This window comes from Paraburkholderia sp. IW21, assembly GCF_041321145.1.
In the GTDB taxonomy this organism is placed as follows: domain Bacteria; phylum Pseudomonadota; class Gammaproteobacteria; order Burkholderiales; family Burkholderiaceae; genus Paraburkholderia.
Window position 1 is genome coordinate 1 of the sequence record NZ_JBGGWA010000022.1, and the last position, 15,458, is coordinate 15,458.

Annotated in this window: 12 protein-coding genes and 3 pseudogenes; 6 read left to right on the plus strand and 9 right to left on the minus strand. The window is 60.6% G+C overall.

Features of this window, described 5'->3' with window-relative positions:
• The first annotated feature begins 511 nt into the window (after window positions 1-511).
• The 4 genes and pseudogenes from ACAX43_RS31925 to ACAX43_RS31940 all read left to right on the plus strand — a co-directional run bounded on the left by ACAX43_RS31925 (window position 512) and on the right by ACAX43_RS31940 (window position 3,968).
• On the plus strand, window positions 512-1,429 hold the full coding sequence (locus ACAX43_RS31925; protein ID WP_353558006.1) for a four-carbon acid sugar kinase family protein: 918 nt from the start codon (window positions 512-514) through the stop codon (window positions 1,427-1,429).
• Window positions 1,430-1,484: 55 nt separating this feature from the next.
• Window positions 1,485-3,050, plus strand: a pseudogene (locus tag ACAX43_RS31930) (TRAP transporter large permease).
• A 30-nt stretch (window positions 3,051-3,080) separates the two neighbouring features.
• A complete protein-coding gene (locus ACAX43_RS31935) occupies window positions 3,081-3,317 on the plus strand; it encodes a MurR/RpiR family transcriptional regulator (RefSeq protein WP_370712325.1) in 237 nt (78 codons plus the stop codon).
• Window positions 3,318-3,398: 81 nt separating this feature from the next.
• Window positions 3,399-3,968, plus strand: a complete 570-nt coding sequence (locus ACAX43_RS31940; RefSeq protein ID WP_353558008.1) for a MurR/RpiR family transcriptional regulator — start codon at window positions 3,399-3,401, stop codon at window positions 3,966-3,968.
• A 192-nt stretch (window positions 3,969-4,160) separates the two neighbouring features.
• Here the strand turns inward: ACAX43_RS31940 and ACAX43_RS31945 are convergent, their stop codons facing one another.
• From ACAX43_RS31945 to ACAX43_RS31970, 6 genes are all read right to left on the minus strand, one after another.
• Window positions 4,161-4,889 (minus strand): SDR family oxidoreductase, encoded by a 729-nt coding sequence (locus ACAX43_RS31945; protein WP_353558009.1) that lies wholly within the window; start codon window positions 4,887-4,889, stop codon window positions 4,161-4,163.
• A gap of 5 nt (window positions 4,890-4,894) precedes the next feature.
• Complete coding sequence (locus tag ACAX43_RS31950; protein WP_370712326.1) at window positions 4,895-6,208, minus strand: MFS transporter; 1,314 nt, start codon at window positions 6,206-6,208, stop codon at window positions 4,895-4,897.
• A 65-nt stretch (window positions 6,209-6,273) separates the two neighbouring features.
• Window positions 6,274-6,801, minus strand: coding sequence for a 2,4'-dihydroxyacetophenone dioxygenase family protein (locus ACAX43_RS31955; RefSeq protein WP_299711222.1), 528 nt, complete (start codon window positions 6,799-6,801; stop codon window positions 6,274-6,276).
• A gap of 168 nt (window positions 6,802-6,969) precedes the next feature.
• Window positions 6,970-7,911, minus strand: coding sequence for a TauD/TfdA family dioxygenase (locus tag ACAX43_RS31960; RefSeq protein WP_353558011.1), 942 nt, complete (start codon window positions 7,909-7,911; stop codon window positions 6,970-6,972).
• Window positions 7,912-8,069: 158 nt separating this feature from the next.
• Complete coding sequence (locus tag ACAX43_RS31965; RefSeq protein ID WP_353558012.1) at window positions 8,070-8,780, minus strand: GntR family transcriptional regulator; 711 nt, start codon at window positions 8,778-8,780, stop codon at window positions 8,070-8,072.
• A 247-nt stretch (window positions 8,781-9,027) separates the two neighbouring features.
• Window positions 9,028-9,957 (minus strand): LysR family transcriptional regulator, encoded by a 930-nt coding sequence (locus ACAX43_RS31970; protein ID WP_370712327.1) that lies wholly within the window; start codon window positions 9,955-9,957, stop codon window positions 9,028-9,030.
• Between the two features lie 151 nt (window positions 9,958-10,108).
• Between ACAX43_RS31970 and ACAX43_RS31975 the strand changes: the two genes are divergently transcribed.
• Together ACAX43_RS31975 and ACAX43_RS31980 are read left to right on the plus strand one after the other, a co-directional pair.
• Window positions 10,109-11,248 (plus strand): iron-containing alcohol dehydrogenase, encoded by a 1,140-nt coding sequence (locus ACAX43_RS31975; protein ID WP_353558014.1) that lies wholly within the window; start codon window positions 10,109-10,111, stop codon window positions 11,246-11,248.
• Between the two features lie 86 nt (window positions 11,249-11,334).
• Window positions 11,335-11,517 (plus strand): annotated as a pseudogene (locus ACAX43_RS31980) (MFS transporter); the annotation flags it as partial.
• 1,368 nt (window positions 11,518-12,885) lie between these two features.
• On the opposite strand, the pseudogene ACAX43_RS31985 reads toward ACAX43_RS31980, so the two are convergent.
• From ACAX43_RS31985 to ACAX43_RS31995, 3 genes and pseudogenes are all read right to left on the minus strand, one after another.
• Window positions 12,886-14,007 (minus strand): annotated as a pseudogene (locus ACAX43_RS31985) (mannose-1-phosphate guanylyltransferase/mannose-6-phosphate isomerase); the annotation flags it as partial.
• An 83-nt stretch (window positions 14,008-14,090) separates the two neighbouring features.
• Window positions 14,091-14,408: a chaperone modulator CbpM gene (locus ACAX43_RS31990; protein ID WP_370712328.1), complete on the minus strand. Its 318-nt coding sequence runs from the start codon at window positions 14,406-14,408 to the stop codon at window positions 14,091-14,093.
• Window positions 14,405-15,430 (minus strand): DnaJ C-terminal domain-containing protein, encoded by a 1,026-nt coding sequence (locus ACAX43_RS31995; protein WP_370712329.1) that lies wholly within the window; start codon window positions 15,428-15,430, stop codon window positions 14,405-14,407. The genes ACAX43_RS31990 and ACAX43_RS31995 overlap by 4 nt, the downstream gene beginning before the upstream one ends.
• Between the last annotated feature and the right edge of the window lie 28 nt (window positions 15,431-15,458).

The window sequence follows — 15,458 nt, forward strand, 5'->3', positions numbered from 1 at the left end:
AAACGCACGTTGCCACGGTTCGAATAAAACTGTGATCGAGGTCCCAGCATCTTCGCCGCCACTACAACGCGGGCAGCAAACCGCGCGACGTGCAGGAAACGGGTTGTGCAGACCTTCCCTAAATGTTCTTTGACTTATCGCGGGCGCCGATCACATTCACGTGAACGGGCTCGACAACAAGTTCTACGAATCGAATGAATCGGTGGCGCGCTCCGCGCAGGCCTGCGTTGCCCCAGTCTTTGCCGACGGTGCCCGGCGCGGCCCGTCGTACCGGTGTTTTCGTCAAAGCAGACTGTCTGGTAGGCCCTCGATACTTACAGCGTCATGAAGTCGACGGATCTGATCTACGCCTGCGGCGGCGGCATCCTCGGCCACCCGGACGCATCGCGGCAGGAGTGGAGAGCATTAGGGCGGCGTGGACGGCGGCGATCGAAGGCGTGTCCCTGGACGAATACGCTCGTGCACGGCCATCGCTGGCACGTGCACTCGGCGCGTTCGCGGCCTGAGCGTCATGCAGGTAACCTCATCCCGGGAACGACTGGACGGCGCCCCATTCGCTTTCTACGGCGACGACTTCACCGGCGCAGCAGCCAACCTTCTCGAATTTCATCGCAAAGGGATGCTCGGGATGTTGTTCGTGCAGACGCCGAGCGCGGAACGTTGGGCGAAGGCAATCAAAAATCTCTATGTGGCGGGAGTTGCCGGCATCGCCCGTTCGCTGCCGCCGGCGATGGTGGCCGAGATCAGACTGGCTTTCGAATTGTTCAAGGCGGCGGGCGCCCGCATCGTGCAATACAAGATTTGCGCGACCTTCGATTCATCGCCGGCGCAAGGCAGTTTCGACGCCGTGCTGGAACTCGCGCAGCAATGCTTCGGGTCGCAAAACGTGCCTATCGTTGCGGCGCATCCGAATTTCGGCCGCTACACCGCTTTCGGTAATCACTCAGCAGCGTATCGCGGCGACATATACCGGCTCGACCGGCATCCGAGCATGGCCAGCCATCCTGCAACGCCAATGCCCGAGGCCGACCTGCGAACGCATGTCGCGCGGCAGACCACTTTGCCTGTCGCACTGTGTGACTTCACGGCGTTGCGCAGTAAGTCGATCGACGAACTTGCCGCGCGGCTTGCCGAGCACGGCGCGATGACGGCCACGCTATTCGATGCTCTGGAAGATGCCGACCTGCGCAAGATCGCTCACGCCATCTGGGACGCGTACGCACATCGGCCGATGTTCACGCTGGCGTCGCATGGACTGGCGGCTGGGCTTGCCGCGCATCTTGGCGAAGAGCCGGCCGCAGGCGCGGAGGGTACGCCGCCACGCCCGGTTGACAGCATCGTGGTGTTGTCCGGCAGCTGTACGCCTCATACGGCTGCGCAGATCGTTATGCCAAGGCACAAGGCTGGCGCACGGTGCGACTGTCGCTGAAAGAACTCGCCGCGCGCGCCGAAGATGAATTTGCCGACATGCTCGCGCTGGACGTATGCGAATCGCTGGCCCGCCGCTCGACTGGTCGGATGAGGTGGCGCCGCTGTTCTTCCTGTGGCTCGCCATGCTGGGCGCTGTGATCGCGTTCTGATGTCACGACTCCGGCGCTGGAACTGTCCTCGTTGTGGCGCGCGGCCGCCATGCCGGCGGGCGCCGCGTTGATGACGCTGTCGGCGCTGCTGCAACTGATGCGCGGCGAACTGGCGCACGGTGCTGTCCGCCGTGTTACTGGTGGCGGCCATCGGTACGGTCCTCGAGCTGGCGCAGCCGTTGCTCTTGCATCTCGGGAACTACAACCTTGTGGTCTTCTTTGTCGGCATTGTGACGCTGACCGTGCTGGCGGGCGTGCCGATCGCATTCGGGTTCGGCCTGGCAACGTTCAGCTATCTTGCGCTGCCGACGTCCGTACCGCTCACCGTGGTGGTGGGGCGGATGGACGAGAGCATGTCGCACTTGATGTTGCTTGCGGTCCCGCTCTTCGTGTTCGTGGGACAGTTGATGGAGATGACCGGCATCGCGCGCGCAATGGTTGCGTTCCTCGCCAACTTGCTCGGGCACGTGCGCGGTGGCTTGTCGTATGTAGTGATCGGCGCGATGCATTTGTTGTCGGGCATTTCGGGATCGAAGGCCGCGGACATGGCCGCGGTCGCGCCCGTCCTGTTTCCAGAAATGCAAAAGCGCGGCTCCGACCCAGGCGATCTCACCGCGCTGCTCGCCGCCACCGGCGCTCAGACAGAGACGGTGCCGCCAGGCATCGTGCTGATCACCATCGGCTCGGTGACGGGGGTGTCGATCACGTCGCTCTTCTTTGGCGGCCCGCTGCCGGCGGTGACGCTCGGACTGGCACTATGCGGGGTGGTTTGGCTGCGCAGTCGCAAGGAGGCGAAGGTGCACGGAGCGCGGGCAGCATGGCGGGTGATCGGCCGCAGCTTCGTCGCAGCACTGCCGGCGCTCCTGTTGCCGCTCTTGATTCGCACGGCGGTGGTGGAGGGGGTGGCAACGGCAACCGAAGTGTCGACCATCGGTGTGGTGCATGCAGCGCTGGTCGGGCTCCTGATATATCGCCAGTTCGACTGGCGCAGGTTCAAACCCATGCTCGTCGACAGGGCCGCGCTCTCAGGCTCGATTCTGCTTTTCATCGGTACTGCGACCGGCATGGCGTGGGCGCTCACGCAGTCCGGTTTCTCGCAGGACCTTGCTTACGCGATGTCGCATCTGCCGGGTGGAGCGCCGGCCTTCATGCTGGTTTCCGTGATCGCGTTCATTGTGCTGGGCAGCGTCCTGGAAGGCATTCCCGCCATTGTGCTGTTCGGGCCGCTGCTCTTTCCTGTTGCGCGAATGCTGGGTGTCAATGAGGTCCAGTACGCGATGGTGGTAGTCCTCGTGATGGGAGTGGGTTTGTTCGCGCCACCTTTCGGAGTGGGATACTACATGGCATGCGCAATCGGGCCGTGTCGCCCCATCGCTCGCGATGCGACGCATCTGGGGCTACCTTAGAGCGCTGATCGTCGGCCTTGCCGTCGTGGCAGCGGTGCCGTGGGTATCAACGGTGTTCCTGTAATGCTTGCCAACCATTAAGATGCCTAAATCCATGACCTCTGCTAATGGAGCCGTCGCCGTGATACGCGAGCGCCTGCCCGAACTGAATCCCGCGCTGCGGCGGATCGGCGCGTACATCGTGCGCTCGCCCGCGCAGGCCAAATCGATGACCACTCGCGAGATGGCGGAGAAGTGCGGCGTGTCTGAGGCTGCGGTCACGCGTTTTGTCAAAGAGTTCAGTCTCGATAGCTTCCAGCAGATGAAAATCTCGTTGGCCGAGGAGCTATAGCGCTGGCGCGAACAGCCGCCGGCGAGCGAGACGCGCGAGATCTACGACCATATCAAGCCGGGAGACTCCCTCGACATCGTCATGCGCAAGGTGCACGGCGCGTTACGCGAGACGCTCGACCAAACCATGGCAAAGCTGCGGCCGGAGGTGGTGGCGCAAGTCGTGGAGGCACTGAGCGCATGGGAATATGTCGTTTTCTTCGCGACCGGTACCTCTGCACTGGCAGCGGAAAACGGTGTGGTGCGCTTCTTCCGGGTCGGCAAAAAGTGTATCTTTTATCGCGATCAAAGCATACAGCAGTTTGCGTCGATCAATCTCGATTCGAAATGCGTGGTGTTCGGCATCACCAATTCGGGACGTACCAATACGACTGTGCGCGCGTTGCAGGTCGCGCGCGAACAGGGCGCTCATACTATCTGCATCACGTCGTTTCCATCGTCGTCCATCACGCGCTACGCCGATATTTTGCTCACCACTGCGGAGCAGGCGGACGCTATCGACCGGCCGGAAGCGCCTGAATCCACAACCGCCAAGATCGGCCAAATAGCCGTTTTGGATGTGCTGTATTCGGCATACGCCGTTCACCACCATCGCGATGCGCTACATGTGCTCGCTGAAACCGACCGTTTCGTCGAGGAAGGGAAAGTTTAGCGGTCGAAATCTCGCTCGCAAAATGCATAGAGACTTTGATTCGCGGCTGTCACGGCAACGCCGACGGGCACGACGCAGCCAGGAGCGGGACATTCCTTTCTCCGAAGAACTCCCTAACCCCGCGGATTGCGCCGAGCCAGTCTGCCGGTTTTCGCATTTGCTTCGGGGTCCAGGCCGGCGGTAAGCGTAGCGCTAAGCCACCAGATACCCACCGTCGACCGGGACGATCGCGCCTGTCATGAACGCCGCCGCCCGCGAGCACAGGAAAGCGACGACTTGCGCGACATCGTCAGGCTGGCCCCAGCGTTTCATCGGCGTGCGATCGAGGATAGCTTGCGAACGATGGTCGTCGGCCTGTAGCGCTTGCGTCAAGGGCGTCGCGATCCAGCCGGGAGCCACCGCATTCACGCGGATGCCGTCGGCCGCATAGGCGATCGCAAGCGACTTCGTCAATTGCACAATGCCGCCCTTGCTCGCGCTGTACGCCGGTACAAGTCCACCGCCGAAAAAGCTCAGCATCGATGCCGTGTTCACGATCGTCCCGCCGCTCGCCTTGAGCCGCTCGCGAGCCGCGGCGCACACGCGCATCGTGCCGCTAAGGTTCACGGCGATCACGCGCTCGAACACATCGATTTCAAGTTCGTCGCCGCGCCGGATCATTCCCGCGCAATTGATGAGCATATCGATCGACCCTGCTCTCTCGACGAGGGCCGCGACGCTCGCATCGTCGCTGACGTCGAGTTCGACGGCATCGATGCCCGGTCCGAGCGCCTCGCGCTGGGCATCGGTTGCCGCGATACCGCCCGCGACCACACGTGCACCAAGACGAGCGAAGCGCTGCGCGATGCCGGCACCGATGCCCTGAGTCCCGCCCGTCACGACGGCGGTCTTGCCCTTGAAAAGATCAGTCTGAAAAGTCATGTTGGTCAGGAAGAAAAATCCGAAACAGCGGCAGGGGAGACAGGAGTTTCACTGTCGTCTATTTTCGTTCTAACGATGAACATGTAAACCAGGGCAGCCGCAAATGCGACCGCCGCGCTGATCAGGAACGCGTTCACGAAGGAGTGCGTCCGGTCCACGACGATGCCGGTGACAAACGGTGCAAACGATCCGCCGAAATAGCCGCCGAAATTCTGGATGCTGGCAAGCGATGCCACCATGTGACGGGGTGCCGCGACCGTCGCGAGCGCCCAGCACGCGCCGCTCGCCAGATTAACGAAGTACATCGCGGCGCAGAGGTACGCCATCGCGAGCGTCAGGTTGGGCGTGAAAGCAGCCGGCACGGTAAAGAGCGCTGCGCCGACGAGGCCGACGCAGATCGGCCACTTGCGGCTTCTCATGGGCGCCATGCCACGTGCCATCAGACCGTCGGCCACGAAGCCGCTCGACAGCATGCCGAGGGTGCCGAACAGATAAGGGATGGAAACGAGCCACCCGGTGCTGGCGATGGAAAGGTGACGCTCGTGCTCGAGATACGCGGGCAACCAGGTGAGATAGAGCCACACCATGTAGATCACGCCCATGTTGCCGAAGATCATGCCCCACGTGGTCGACTTGCTGAAAAGGCCGTGCCACTCGCGCATCGTCATGCGGCGTTCGGCACGCTGTTCTGGTTCGCCGTCAGTCAGATAGGCGATCTCGTCGCGCTCGAGTGGGACCTTGCGGCGGTCGCGATAGACGAGATACCAGCCGATCGATACGGCAATGCCGAGCACACCCATGACGATGAACATCGTGCGCCAGCCGAAGACCAGCAGGAGCGCGGTGAGCACCGGCGGAGCAAGAGCGGGGCCGATGGTCGACGACGTGATGAAGATGCCCGTTGGCCGGCCACGTTCATGCACGCCGAACCACTCGCTGACGACTTTGGCGCCAGCGGGAAAATTAGGCGCTTCGCCAAGCCCGAGCGCCACGCGCGCGACGAGGAATTGCGGCAGGCTCGACACCAGGCCGCCGCAGAGCTGCGCGCTCGACCAGACGAACATGCCAAGGCCGAGCATCACGCGCGCGCCGAAGCGATCGAGCATCATACCGACGGGCAATTGCGAGAACGCATAGGCGAACGAGAATGCTGACAGCAGCAGGCCCATCTGCGCCGCCGACAGTCCCAGTTCCTGGCTCACGGAATGGTTGGCTATCGAGAGGGTGCTTCTATCGAGGTAATTGACGATGCCGGCAAGCGTCAGGAACGCGATGGCAACGACCTGAATGTGCTTCAGGCGCGGGGATTTCAGAAGCATGGTGTCTCCTCCGATGCTTTTCTTAACTTTGAGGACGTCTGGTTTATCGACGGGCAGGGCGAGGGTTATCGGATGAACTGGTCGACGAAGTCTTCACCGAGTCCGACCGATGCAAAGTGTTTGCGACACATGTCGACCTTCGTGAAAACGTCTTCGTAGCCGGTGTAATTGCCGTACGGGTCGCAATAGAACATCACGCCATTGACCTGGAAGTAGGTGATCATTTCTTCGACGTCTTCAGGCACATAAAGCGTATGGGTTTCACCAGGCGGCTCGAATACATAGCTGCCCTCGGTCGCTTCCCAATCGTGTTCGAGATAACGCCAACGGCCCTTGAGGACCATGCCATGCACGGCTTGTGGGTGCCGGTGACGGCTGAGCACGCCCGATTTGCGCACGCGCAGGAGGTTCATCCAGTATCCCGTCGATACGTTCAGACAAAGCGGACGGAACCATACGTTTTCGGCTTGCGGAACCCAGAGGCGTTCGTCGGTAGGAATCGCCGATTCAACGACGATCTCCTTCGCCGCTTCCTTGGGGAACGGCAATTGGTACGGCGTCATTGCATCCGCCGAAGGTTTGGCTACAGCCATGCGTTGCCTCCTGGTTAGTGTTACCAATAGCAAATGTCAATCGCGGCCCGTGCGGGAGGAGCCGGTTTTAACGGATCGAAGGGAAATCAAAGCGGCGCACGATATCTCACCGCGCCGACGACGCGACACGACCCCAAACGCATTGCGCCCTGAGTCGCGTCGTGGCTGTTACTTCGTTGCCCGCTTGTTGCCAATCACTGCTCGTGAATAGGGTCCGAGGACAGGACCGTCGCCTGCGACCGTAGTCCGGCGAAACACCCGGCGATACTTGCTCATATCGTAGGCTTCCGCTTTATGCAGCATCGTCCGGTTGTCCCAGACGACGAGGTCGCCCTTTTCCCACTCGTGGAAGTAGGTGAACTCCGGCTGCGAGATGTGCTCGACGAGTTTCCTGTGAAGCGCCTGACCTTCCTCGAGCGACAAGCCGCTGACTTCATTTCCCGCATTTGCCGTGAAATACAGCGAACGCTCGTTATCGCGGTCCGGGTGCACGCGCACCAGCGGCTGGCTTACCGGGGGCACGCTTTCCTTCTCATGCTTTGAAACTGGCGGCAGTTCAGGGAACAGTCGGCGGCCGAATTCGTAGGTGTGAACCATGTGCAGCGGCTCGATTTCGTCTTTGAGCGCCTCGGGCAGGGCGGCGTACGCCTTGATCATGTTCGAGAAACCGGTGCGTCCGCCCGGTGCGCCTTTGGGCATGACCTCGATTCCGTAGAGCAACGAGACGAATGCCGGGACATATCGATAGGAACTGTCGGTATGCCAGCGTGCATTGACTTTCTGGAAGATCACACGGAAATCCGTTTCGGGCAAACTCTGTCCGTCGGCTGAGACGTTCGCCACGTGATACACCGTGGCCGCAGCCACTGTCTTGTCTTCTTCCGGGAAATCTTCGAGCGGACCCCATTGTTTCGAGAACTCGATCTGCTGCTCCTCGCTCAACGCCTGTTTGCGAAAGCACAGCACGCCGTATCGCCCGATCGCTTTTTTCATTTCGTCGATGGTCTCGCCGCTCAACGGGTGCGTGAGATCCAGCCCCGTTACCTCAGCGCCGAGCGCGTCGCCCAATGGGGAAATTACATAGTCCTTGACTGCTGCCGTTTGCTCCATCGTCTTCTCCAAAAGTGCCCCGTTTAATCTGGCATGTCACTGGCATGCCACCAATGAAGGCGATAATAAAACGTCATCGCGAGTGAGGGCAACGGCGAGTTAACCCCTAGCGATGTAGCATGACGGCGGGAATCAGGGATGTATCAGGGACGATTGGCTTATCCAGGGCTGTGGTGGTGCGGCAGCGTGGCTTGCGCGAATTCGACCAGATAATCGATCAGTTGATTCGACGCAGCGCCTGCAAGCGCTGGATCGCCCGAAGCAATCGATTCGACGAGATGGCAGTGAATGGGACCGATTTCGGCCAGAGCCATATGTTCGTCGTGGTGATAGAACCAGAAACGGCGCGACACCGTATGCAGCATGGAGGCTAGCGCTGCCGCCGTACCATTTCTCGCCGCTTTCGAGAGCAACTGGTTCAGCTCGGCATCGAGGCGCAGGAACTCGCGCACGTCGCTGTCGGCGACTGCTTTTTGGGTGAGCGCTAGGTTGTCGGTGAACGACGTGCGTTCCGACACGCTCGAGCGCTTCGCGGCGGCAGCGCTCAGCAGGCGGTCGAGTTCACGCCGGGTTTCGAGCACTTCGAACTGGCGGCGGACATCGATAGTCGTCACGACGACGCCGCGCCGCGGAATGATCTCCACGAGATATTCCCGCGCAAGCCGCTGCAGAGCTTCGCGGATTGGCGTGGTGCCAATGCCCAGTTGGCGGCTGAGTATCGACTCGGAAACGAGCGAGCCGGGCGCCAGGTCCAGCGTAACGATCATTTCCTCCAGCCGCCGATACGCCTCCTGATTGAGCGTGGTGCCCAGTCGCGGCACCGGTTCGGCGACAGAGGCGGCTTCATTCGTGTCCGTGAGGTGCTGCACAGCACAACTCTCCCCATAGAAGCGGTAATCTGGTTTGGTGTTTCGCAAGATGCGTCAACCCATAGCTTACCTGAGCAGGAATTTGGACAGGCGTTGCCCTTAGTGTGCGGCGACCGCCAGCGCCGTCGCGCATGTACGCGTCAGGGCAACGCATGCGATGCACATCATCACGGCAGCGCAGGTCTCTTCTTCAACCGATGCCGAAAAGCAAACCCGGATTGAACGAACCGCTAAAACAATGACAGTGCTATCTCGCTCCGGCGTCGACTATCGCTTTCATCAGCATGCGCGCTCCAGGCGACAAAGGAGCGTCGCGCCGTGTCACCAGTTCATAGGGTTCGCTATGTGACGACAACTGCAGCGGCAGGGCGCAGGCAATGCCGTGCCCGATACAAAAGTCCGCGACGTCCGTCGATACCAGCGCGACGAGAGAGACATTTTTCTGCAGCAGAGAGACAGTTGCGAACGCCGAAGTCGTTTCTAGCAGATGGGCGGGGAATCGAAGTCCAGCGTCGTGGAATTCCCGTTCGAGCAGCAGCCGCATCGGCATGTTCGCCCGATATACCACCCACCGGTAATCCGCGAGATTTTCGAGTGCGACCCGGCGTTTGCGCGCGAGCGGATGCAACGCGTTGGCAATGACCGCAAGCGTTTCTTCACGTACGAACACACTGTCATAGAGGTACGGCGTTTGGCTCACGCTCGTGCGGCAAATGGCGAGATCGAGGCGGCCTGCGTCAATCAGGCTGAGCAAGGTAGCGCTCGTATCCTCGACGATTTCGACCGACATTTCGGGTTGCTCCGCGCTCACCGAGATGAGCGCGTCCGTGAGAAGCGGAACTGCGCCCATGATCACGCCCACCGACACGCGCCCTCCATAACCCCGCATGATGCCGACGATCTCCTCGCGCAGATGGGCCAGGTCGGTCTGGATCAGCCGCGCGTAACGGATCACGCAATGGCCGACTGCGTTGGGTTCCAATCCGCGATTGGTGCGCACGAAGAGCCGCGCGCCGAAGGTGGTTTCGATCTCGTGCAGGGATTTGCTGGCGCCCGCCTGCGTCAACGCCAGCTGTTTCGCCGCGCCAAGCAGAGACCCGTGTTCCCCGAGCGCGATCAAAAGACGCAACTGCTTTACGTGCAGACGGGAAATAATCGAGTTGAGCGAGGGGGTCATCGGACTTGAGTAAAAGTTATAGTGGTATCAAATGTTGTCAATATCGCGACGGCGCGTTGGTCCATATACTGCGAAATTCCGGGTTTTTATTGGGTCCGGCAAGCGAATACCGAGCAACAGCATAGCTCCCCATAACTCTTCCTCAACTGTCATGTCCCTCATCAACTATATAACCCAGATCCAGTTTGAATATGGCGCGGTTCGGCTGCTGGCCGGTGAATGCGAGCGCATCGGCATACGCCAGCCCTTGATCGTGACGGATGCAGGCATCCGGGAAGCGGGCATTGTGGACACCGTGCTGGCGGCGCTCGCCAACACAATAGATTTGCCGGTGTTCGATCGCACCCCGCCGAACCCCAACGAGGGCGTCGTGCGGGACGCCGTTGCGATGTACCGGACGCATGGATGCGACGGTGTGATCGCAGTGGGCGGCGGCTCGGCGATCGATTTGGCTAAGGGTGTGGCTGTTTGCGCCACGCATAACGGTCCGCTGCAAAGCTTCGCGGTGATAGAAGGAGGCGCTGCGCGCATCACGGAGGCGACGGCGCCTGTTATTGCGATTCCGACCACTGCGGGAACTGGCAGCGAAGTCGGTCGCGGCGCGATCCTGATTCTCGACGACGGCCGCAAGGTCGGGGTGATTTCGCCTTACGTCGTGCCAAGGGTCGCGATCTGCGATCCAGAGCTCACGCTCGGCCTGCCGCCGATGCTCACGGCCGCCACCGGCATGGACGCCATCGCGCATTGTCTCGAAACATTCATGGCGCCCGCGTTTAATCCGCCCGCCGACGGCATCGCGCTAGACGGCCTGTGGCGTGCCTGGCGCCACATCGAACGCGCGACTCGCGATCCCGCCGACCGCACCGCACGTCTGAACATGATGAGCGCGTCGATGCAGGGCGCGCTCGCCTTCCAGAAAGGTCTCGGATGCGTACACAGCCTCAGCCATTCTCTCGGGGGCATCAACCCGCGCCTTCACCACGGCACGCTCAACGCGATCTTCTTGCCAGCCGTCATCGCCTTCAATCGCGCGGCGCCTTCGATGCAGGACGAAACCAAGCTCGAACGCATTGCACAGGCGATGGGCCTTGCATCGGCTGACGAGGTCGGCCCGGCGATCCGTGCGATGACGGCAGCGCTCGGCCTTCCGCTCGGTCTCGCGGAACTCGGCGTGACGCGCGAGATGTTCGCGCGCATTGTCGCGGGTGCCCTGAAGGACCACAGCCATAAGACCAATCCACGCGAAGCGTCGAGCGATGACTACCTCACGATGCTCGAAGCATCGATGTAATGCCGCTCTTGCAGGCTTCGTCCACGCGCATGCGACCCAAAACGGTTGGGGACGCGTCGGGCGACAATAAAAACTTGGAGACGACAATGCAAAAGAGCCCACGGCTGCGGCGCACCCAGCGCGTCGCCATTTTCATGCTCACACTTGCAGGCTGTATCAACTACCTCCACCGCAGCGCGTTATCGGTCGCCAACAACATGATCCGCGGCGAGATGGGACTGAGCGCATCGGAGATGGGCGTGCTGCTCTCCGCGTTTTCGATGGCCTATGGGGGTATGAACAAGGTGCGCGTTTATGCACTGCAGTGCATTTCATCTACACGAAAACCGACTTGTCGCAGTTGCGTACCTTTGTGGGCCAGACGTTCAGCGACTGTTGATCGAGATGGAATGGCCACAGGCTCGGGTACCTGTGATGGCTTTATCTTCCATGATTTGAAGTTCAAACAGTACCTCGCGTGCGCGCGTAATCGCACTGATCCTGGCACCGATTTCCTGAGCGTCGGTTTTAGGACACTGGGTCTGCAAGACTTCCAATGCCTGCTGCGCGCGATCAAAGTCCATCCGGAGCACTCCTTTTGCGTTAGCTGACGAGAGCAGTTCCCAAGGCTGCAGGATCATCGCGGCAGGAATATTTAGTCTGTTCGGTGAGCCGCACTCGGCGCCAGATGGCTCTCATTTCCGTCCCTACAGAGGGACCTATCTTGCAAGGCGTGACTTCCTTTTAGGGGTCCCTTGTATCGAGCAGGAATCGGAAATCCGTTTCCGAATCGTACGCCGCTTGTACCTCGCGCCGGGCATCCGTGAACCATGCGCGCAGCTCGTCACGAGCCTGCGCACTCGTGTGAGAAGTGCCTTTGAGGACTGGCATCACATCACGCCTGACGCCCACGCAGGTATCGCTCGCACTGAACTGTTCGCTCGCGTTGCTCGTTGACAGCCTCGTGCGCCCCTCACAATAGACATGAACTACCGCGCGCCACTGCATGCGTCGTAGCGATAATATGAAGAACTGGGCCAGCCCAATGACATTAATGCGGCACCGATCGCATCGCCAGGTCACGCTACGATTGTAGCCATGGTAAAGGTCAACCACGAGACTGTCTCAGGTGCGCTTGCCTTTCTCCAACTTGCGGTCTCATCGCCAAAGATGGTCGGCGCGTTCGCGTTCCGGGCGGCAACGTATTGAGGATTCCTGGCAACAGGTAGATTTGGCGCACGCATTCCGCAGCCGGACTTAATGCAAGTCACAATCAATCCGTGGCGCGCAGAAAGGGCGTCGACTCGCAGAGTCGACGCTTAAAAGATTCTGGAAAGCTCCGAGGCCAACTCCAGAATTGAGAGAGGATCATTCTAATATGCTTTGATGCGAGATTTCTGTGATCTGGATCACGAAATTTCTCGCCTCGTTTCTCGAGATCGCTTTGTAAGGAGAGGGTCGAATACGCCTTGGACAGCTTGCTGTTTGAGTGCGCACTCGCACTTCCTTCGACGCGCCTTGTACAAACGCACTGTTCGCCGTCAAATCAAATGAAGTTCTTCCAAATGCGCGAGAGCAGAGCCGGTGTTCTCGTGGACAATTCTGGGCTTCAAACTTCACCAAGCGCCGCCTGTTGTTGCGCGCGTGCAGTGACTATCTTAGCCGTCCGCGTCAGCGCTGCAGTCGCGCCCATAGTGATCGTCGAAACGGACGATGTCGTCTTCGCCCAGATAGCTGCCACTCTGAACCTCTATCATCTCAAGCGGCACACGTCCGACGTTTTCGAGTCGATGCTTGACGCCGAACGGCACATAGGTCGACTCGTTCTCCGCAAGCAGAAACGTCTCTCCGCCACGGGTGACGCGCGCGGTACCGTTGACGATGATCCAGTGCTCAGAACGGTGATAGTGAAGCTGCAGCGACAGCGCTGCACCCGGCATGACGACAATCCGCTTGACCTGGAAGCGTGGGCCCTGTTCAATCGATTCATAATAGCCCCATGGCCGGTGAACCTTGCGGTGATGCTTCGCCTCGCTGTAGCCACGGTCTTTAAGCTGGGTTACAACTGCCTTGACGTCTTGAGCATGGCGCTTGTCAGCGACTAGTACTGCGTCGGCTGTTTCGACAACAATCAGATCGTTCACGCCAACGCAAGCGACGAGACGGCCTTCCGAATGGACTTAAGTTCCGGAAGCGTTCTCAAGCAGCACGTCACCACGCGTGACGTTGCCAGACTCGTCCTTGGGCAATGCGCTCCATACCGCGTCCCACGAGCCAACATCAGACCAGCCCGCGTTCAGCGGTACCACTGCAGCGGACAGGCCGATCTGGTCAAGGCGCTCCATGATGGCGTAGTCGATGGAGTCCGACGGACATTTGGCAAATGCATTCATCTCGACACGCAATACCTTGCCATCGACACTTCCTTGCTCGAACGCGGCCTTGCATCCTTGCGCAATATCGGCCCGCAATGCGTCGACTGCGCATAACCATACCGATGCCCGCATCACGAATATGCCGCTGTTCCACCAATGCCGCTTACCTTCGACGAATGCAGCTGCAACGTCTCGCTCGGGCTTTTCGACGAACCGCTGCAGGGCGCAAGCTCCGCTCGCAGATTCGGTTGCGATCGGCTCACCGATCTCAATATAGCCGTAGCCGCATTCGGCACGGTCTGGCACAACGCCCAATGTCACGATCCGGCCTGCTTGGGCAAGCCGCGCGGCGACAGCTACCGCCCGTTCGAACGCTGGTACGTCTGCAATCGCATGATCAGCAGGGGGCTAACCGTTTCCTGGGCCTCATGCCCGGGCCCTCGATGGGCGGACTGCCATTGAGTCGATGAGGAACGTGGAAAACACATTCAGCGACCGGGCGAGCGCAGGGACCGCGCTCGCAATGCGTTGATTTCATCGAGCAGGTCGAGTACGAGCGCAATGCCTGGCGGGTTGATCTCGAGATCCTGCGCGAGCCGGCGGGCGGTTCGCACGCGCTTCAGCGCGGCACCACTGAAACGCCATTCGCGCGGCGTGGCGCCTTGCGGCTCGACTGCACCTTCTGCGATCCATAACGTCAGCTGTTCTTCCGACGCGCCGCTTGCCCGGCACAATTCAACGAGCGTGAACTCGACGTCTTCCTCGACAATCTGACCTTGCACAAAGACCGTCACCGATTCTTTCATGGTCGACCACCCGTAAAATGCGCGCGCGGATCGAAATGGAACGCCTGCCGCATCGCGTTGTAGGCCGCCCGTGCGCTGTCGCTGTCGACCGGCGGCAGCACGATCGTCAATATCACGTACAGGTCGCCCGGCGTCTTGCCTGGAATCCCTTTGCCCTTGAGCCGTAGTCGCCGGCCGCTGGCCGATCCCGCTGGCACGGTCAGCTCGACCGAGCCGTCAGGAGTAGGAACGGTTACCTGGGCACCGAGTGCAGCTTCCCACGGCGCCATCGGTACATCGAGCGAAACATCGCGTCCGTCGACACGAAAACGCGGATGCTCCCGGAACGCGATTTCCAGATACAGGTCACCGGCCGGTCCGTGCGCCATGCCGGCGCCGCCCTGACCGGCAAGACGCAGGTGCTGCCCACCCCGCACGCCCTTCGGAATAGTAACGTTCAGCGTGCGCGGTTCCAGGATGACATGGCCGTGTGAATCGAGGACCGGCATTTGCAGCGAAATGGAACGCTGCGCACCGTGATACGCGTCCTCCAGATCGATCACGACTCTGGCGTGATGATCCTGTCCGGGGATCGGGCGTTGCGTGCCACGATAGGCATCCTCCAGATCGTCCGCGGTTGCGGCGCTGCGATCGGGTGCCGCGCCATGCCTTTCCGTTTGCCGCGAACGCCCGCCTGTGTGCGAACCGCTGAACATTGCTTCAAAGAATTCACTGAAATCGGCATTCGCGCTTCGCTCGTTGCCAGCGCCGCTGAATTCGAAGCCCTCGTCCCAGTCGGGCGGCGGCTGGAAATCCTGGCCGTTCTGCCACTGGCGGCCCAAACGGTCGTAGGCCGCACGTTTTTCCGTGTCCTTGAGAACCTGATAGGCCTCGCCCAGTTCCTTGAAACGGTCCTCCCCGTCGGCCTGCTGGCCGACGTCCGGATGATATTTGCGCGCGAGCTTGCGATACGCGCGCCGGACCTCGTCCTGCGTCGCGGTGCGTGGCAATCCGAGAACCTCGTAGTAGTCCCGGTATTTCATACCAGCGCCCGCCTGATTCCGGATCGTG

Bases quoted from the DNA above. Each gene is read 5' to 3' on its own strand.
- ACAX43_RS31925 (WP_353558006.1), top strand. From the start codon at position 512: ATGCAGGTAACCTCATCCCGGGAACGACTGGACGGCGCCCCATTCGCT.
- ACAX43_RS31935 (WP_370712325.1), top strand. From the start codon at position 3,081: ATGACCTCTGCTAATGGAGCCGTCGCCGTGATACGCGAGCGCCTGCCC.
- ACAX43_RS31940 (WP_353558008.1), top strand. From the start codon at position 3,399: ATGCGCAAGGTGCACGGCGCGTTACGCGAGACGCTCGACCAAACCATG.
- ACAX43_RS31945 (WP_353558009.1), bottom strand. From the start codon at position 4,889: ATGACTTTTCAGACTGATCTTTTCAAGGGCAAGACCGCCGTCGTGACG.
- ACAX43_RS31950 (WP_370712326.1), bottom strand. From the start codon at position 6,208: ATGCTTCTGAAATCCCCGCGCCTGAAGCACATTCAGGTCGTTGCCATC.
- ACAX43_RS31955 (WP_299711222.1), bottom strand. From the start codon at position 6,801: ATGGCTGTAGCCAAACCTTCGGCGGATGCAATGACGCCGTACCAATTG.
- ACAX43_RS31960 (WP_353558011.1), bottom strand. From the start codon at position 7,911: ATGGAGCAAACGGCAGCAGTCAAGGACTATGTAATTTCCCCATTGGGC.
- ACAX43_RS31970 (WP_370712327.1), bottom strand. From the start codon at position 9,957: ATGACCCCCTCGCTCAACTCGATTATTTCCCGTCTGCACGTAAAGCAG.
- ACAX43_RS31975 (WP_353558014.1), top strand. From the start codon at position 10,109: ATGTCCCTCATCAACTATATAACCCAGATCCAGTTTGAATATGGCGCG.
- ACAX43_RS31990 (WP_370712328.1), bottom strand. From the start codon at position 14,408: ATGAAAGAATCGGTGACGGTCTTTGTGCAAGGTCAGATTGTCGAGGAA.
- ACAX43_RS31995 (WP_370712329.1), bottom strand. From the start codon at position 15,430: ATGAAATACCGGGACTACTACGAGGTTCTCGGATTGCCACGCACCGCG.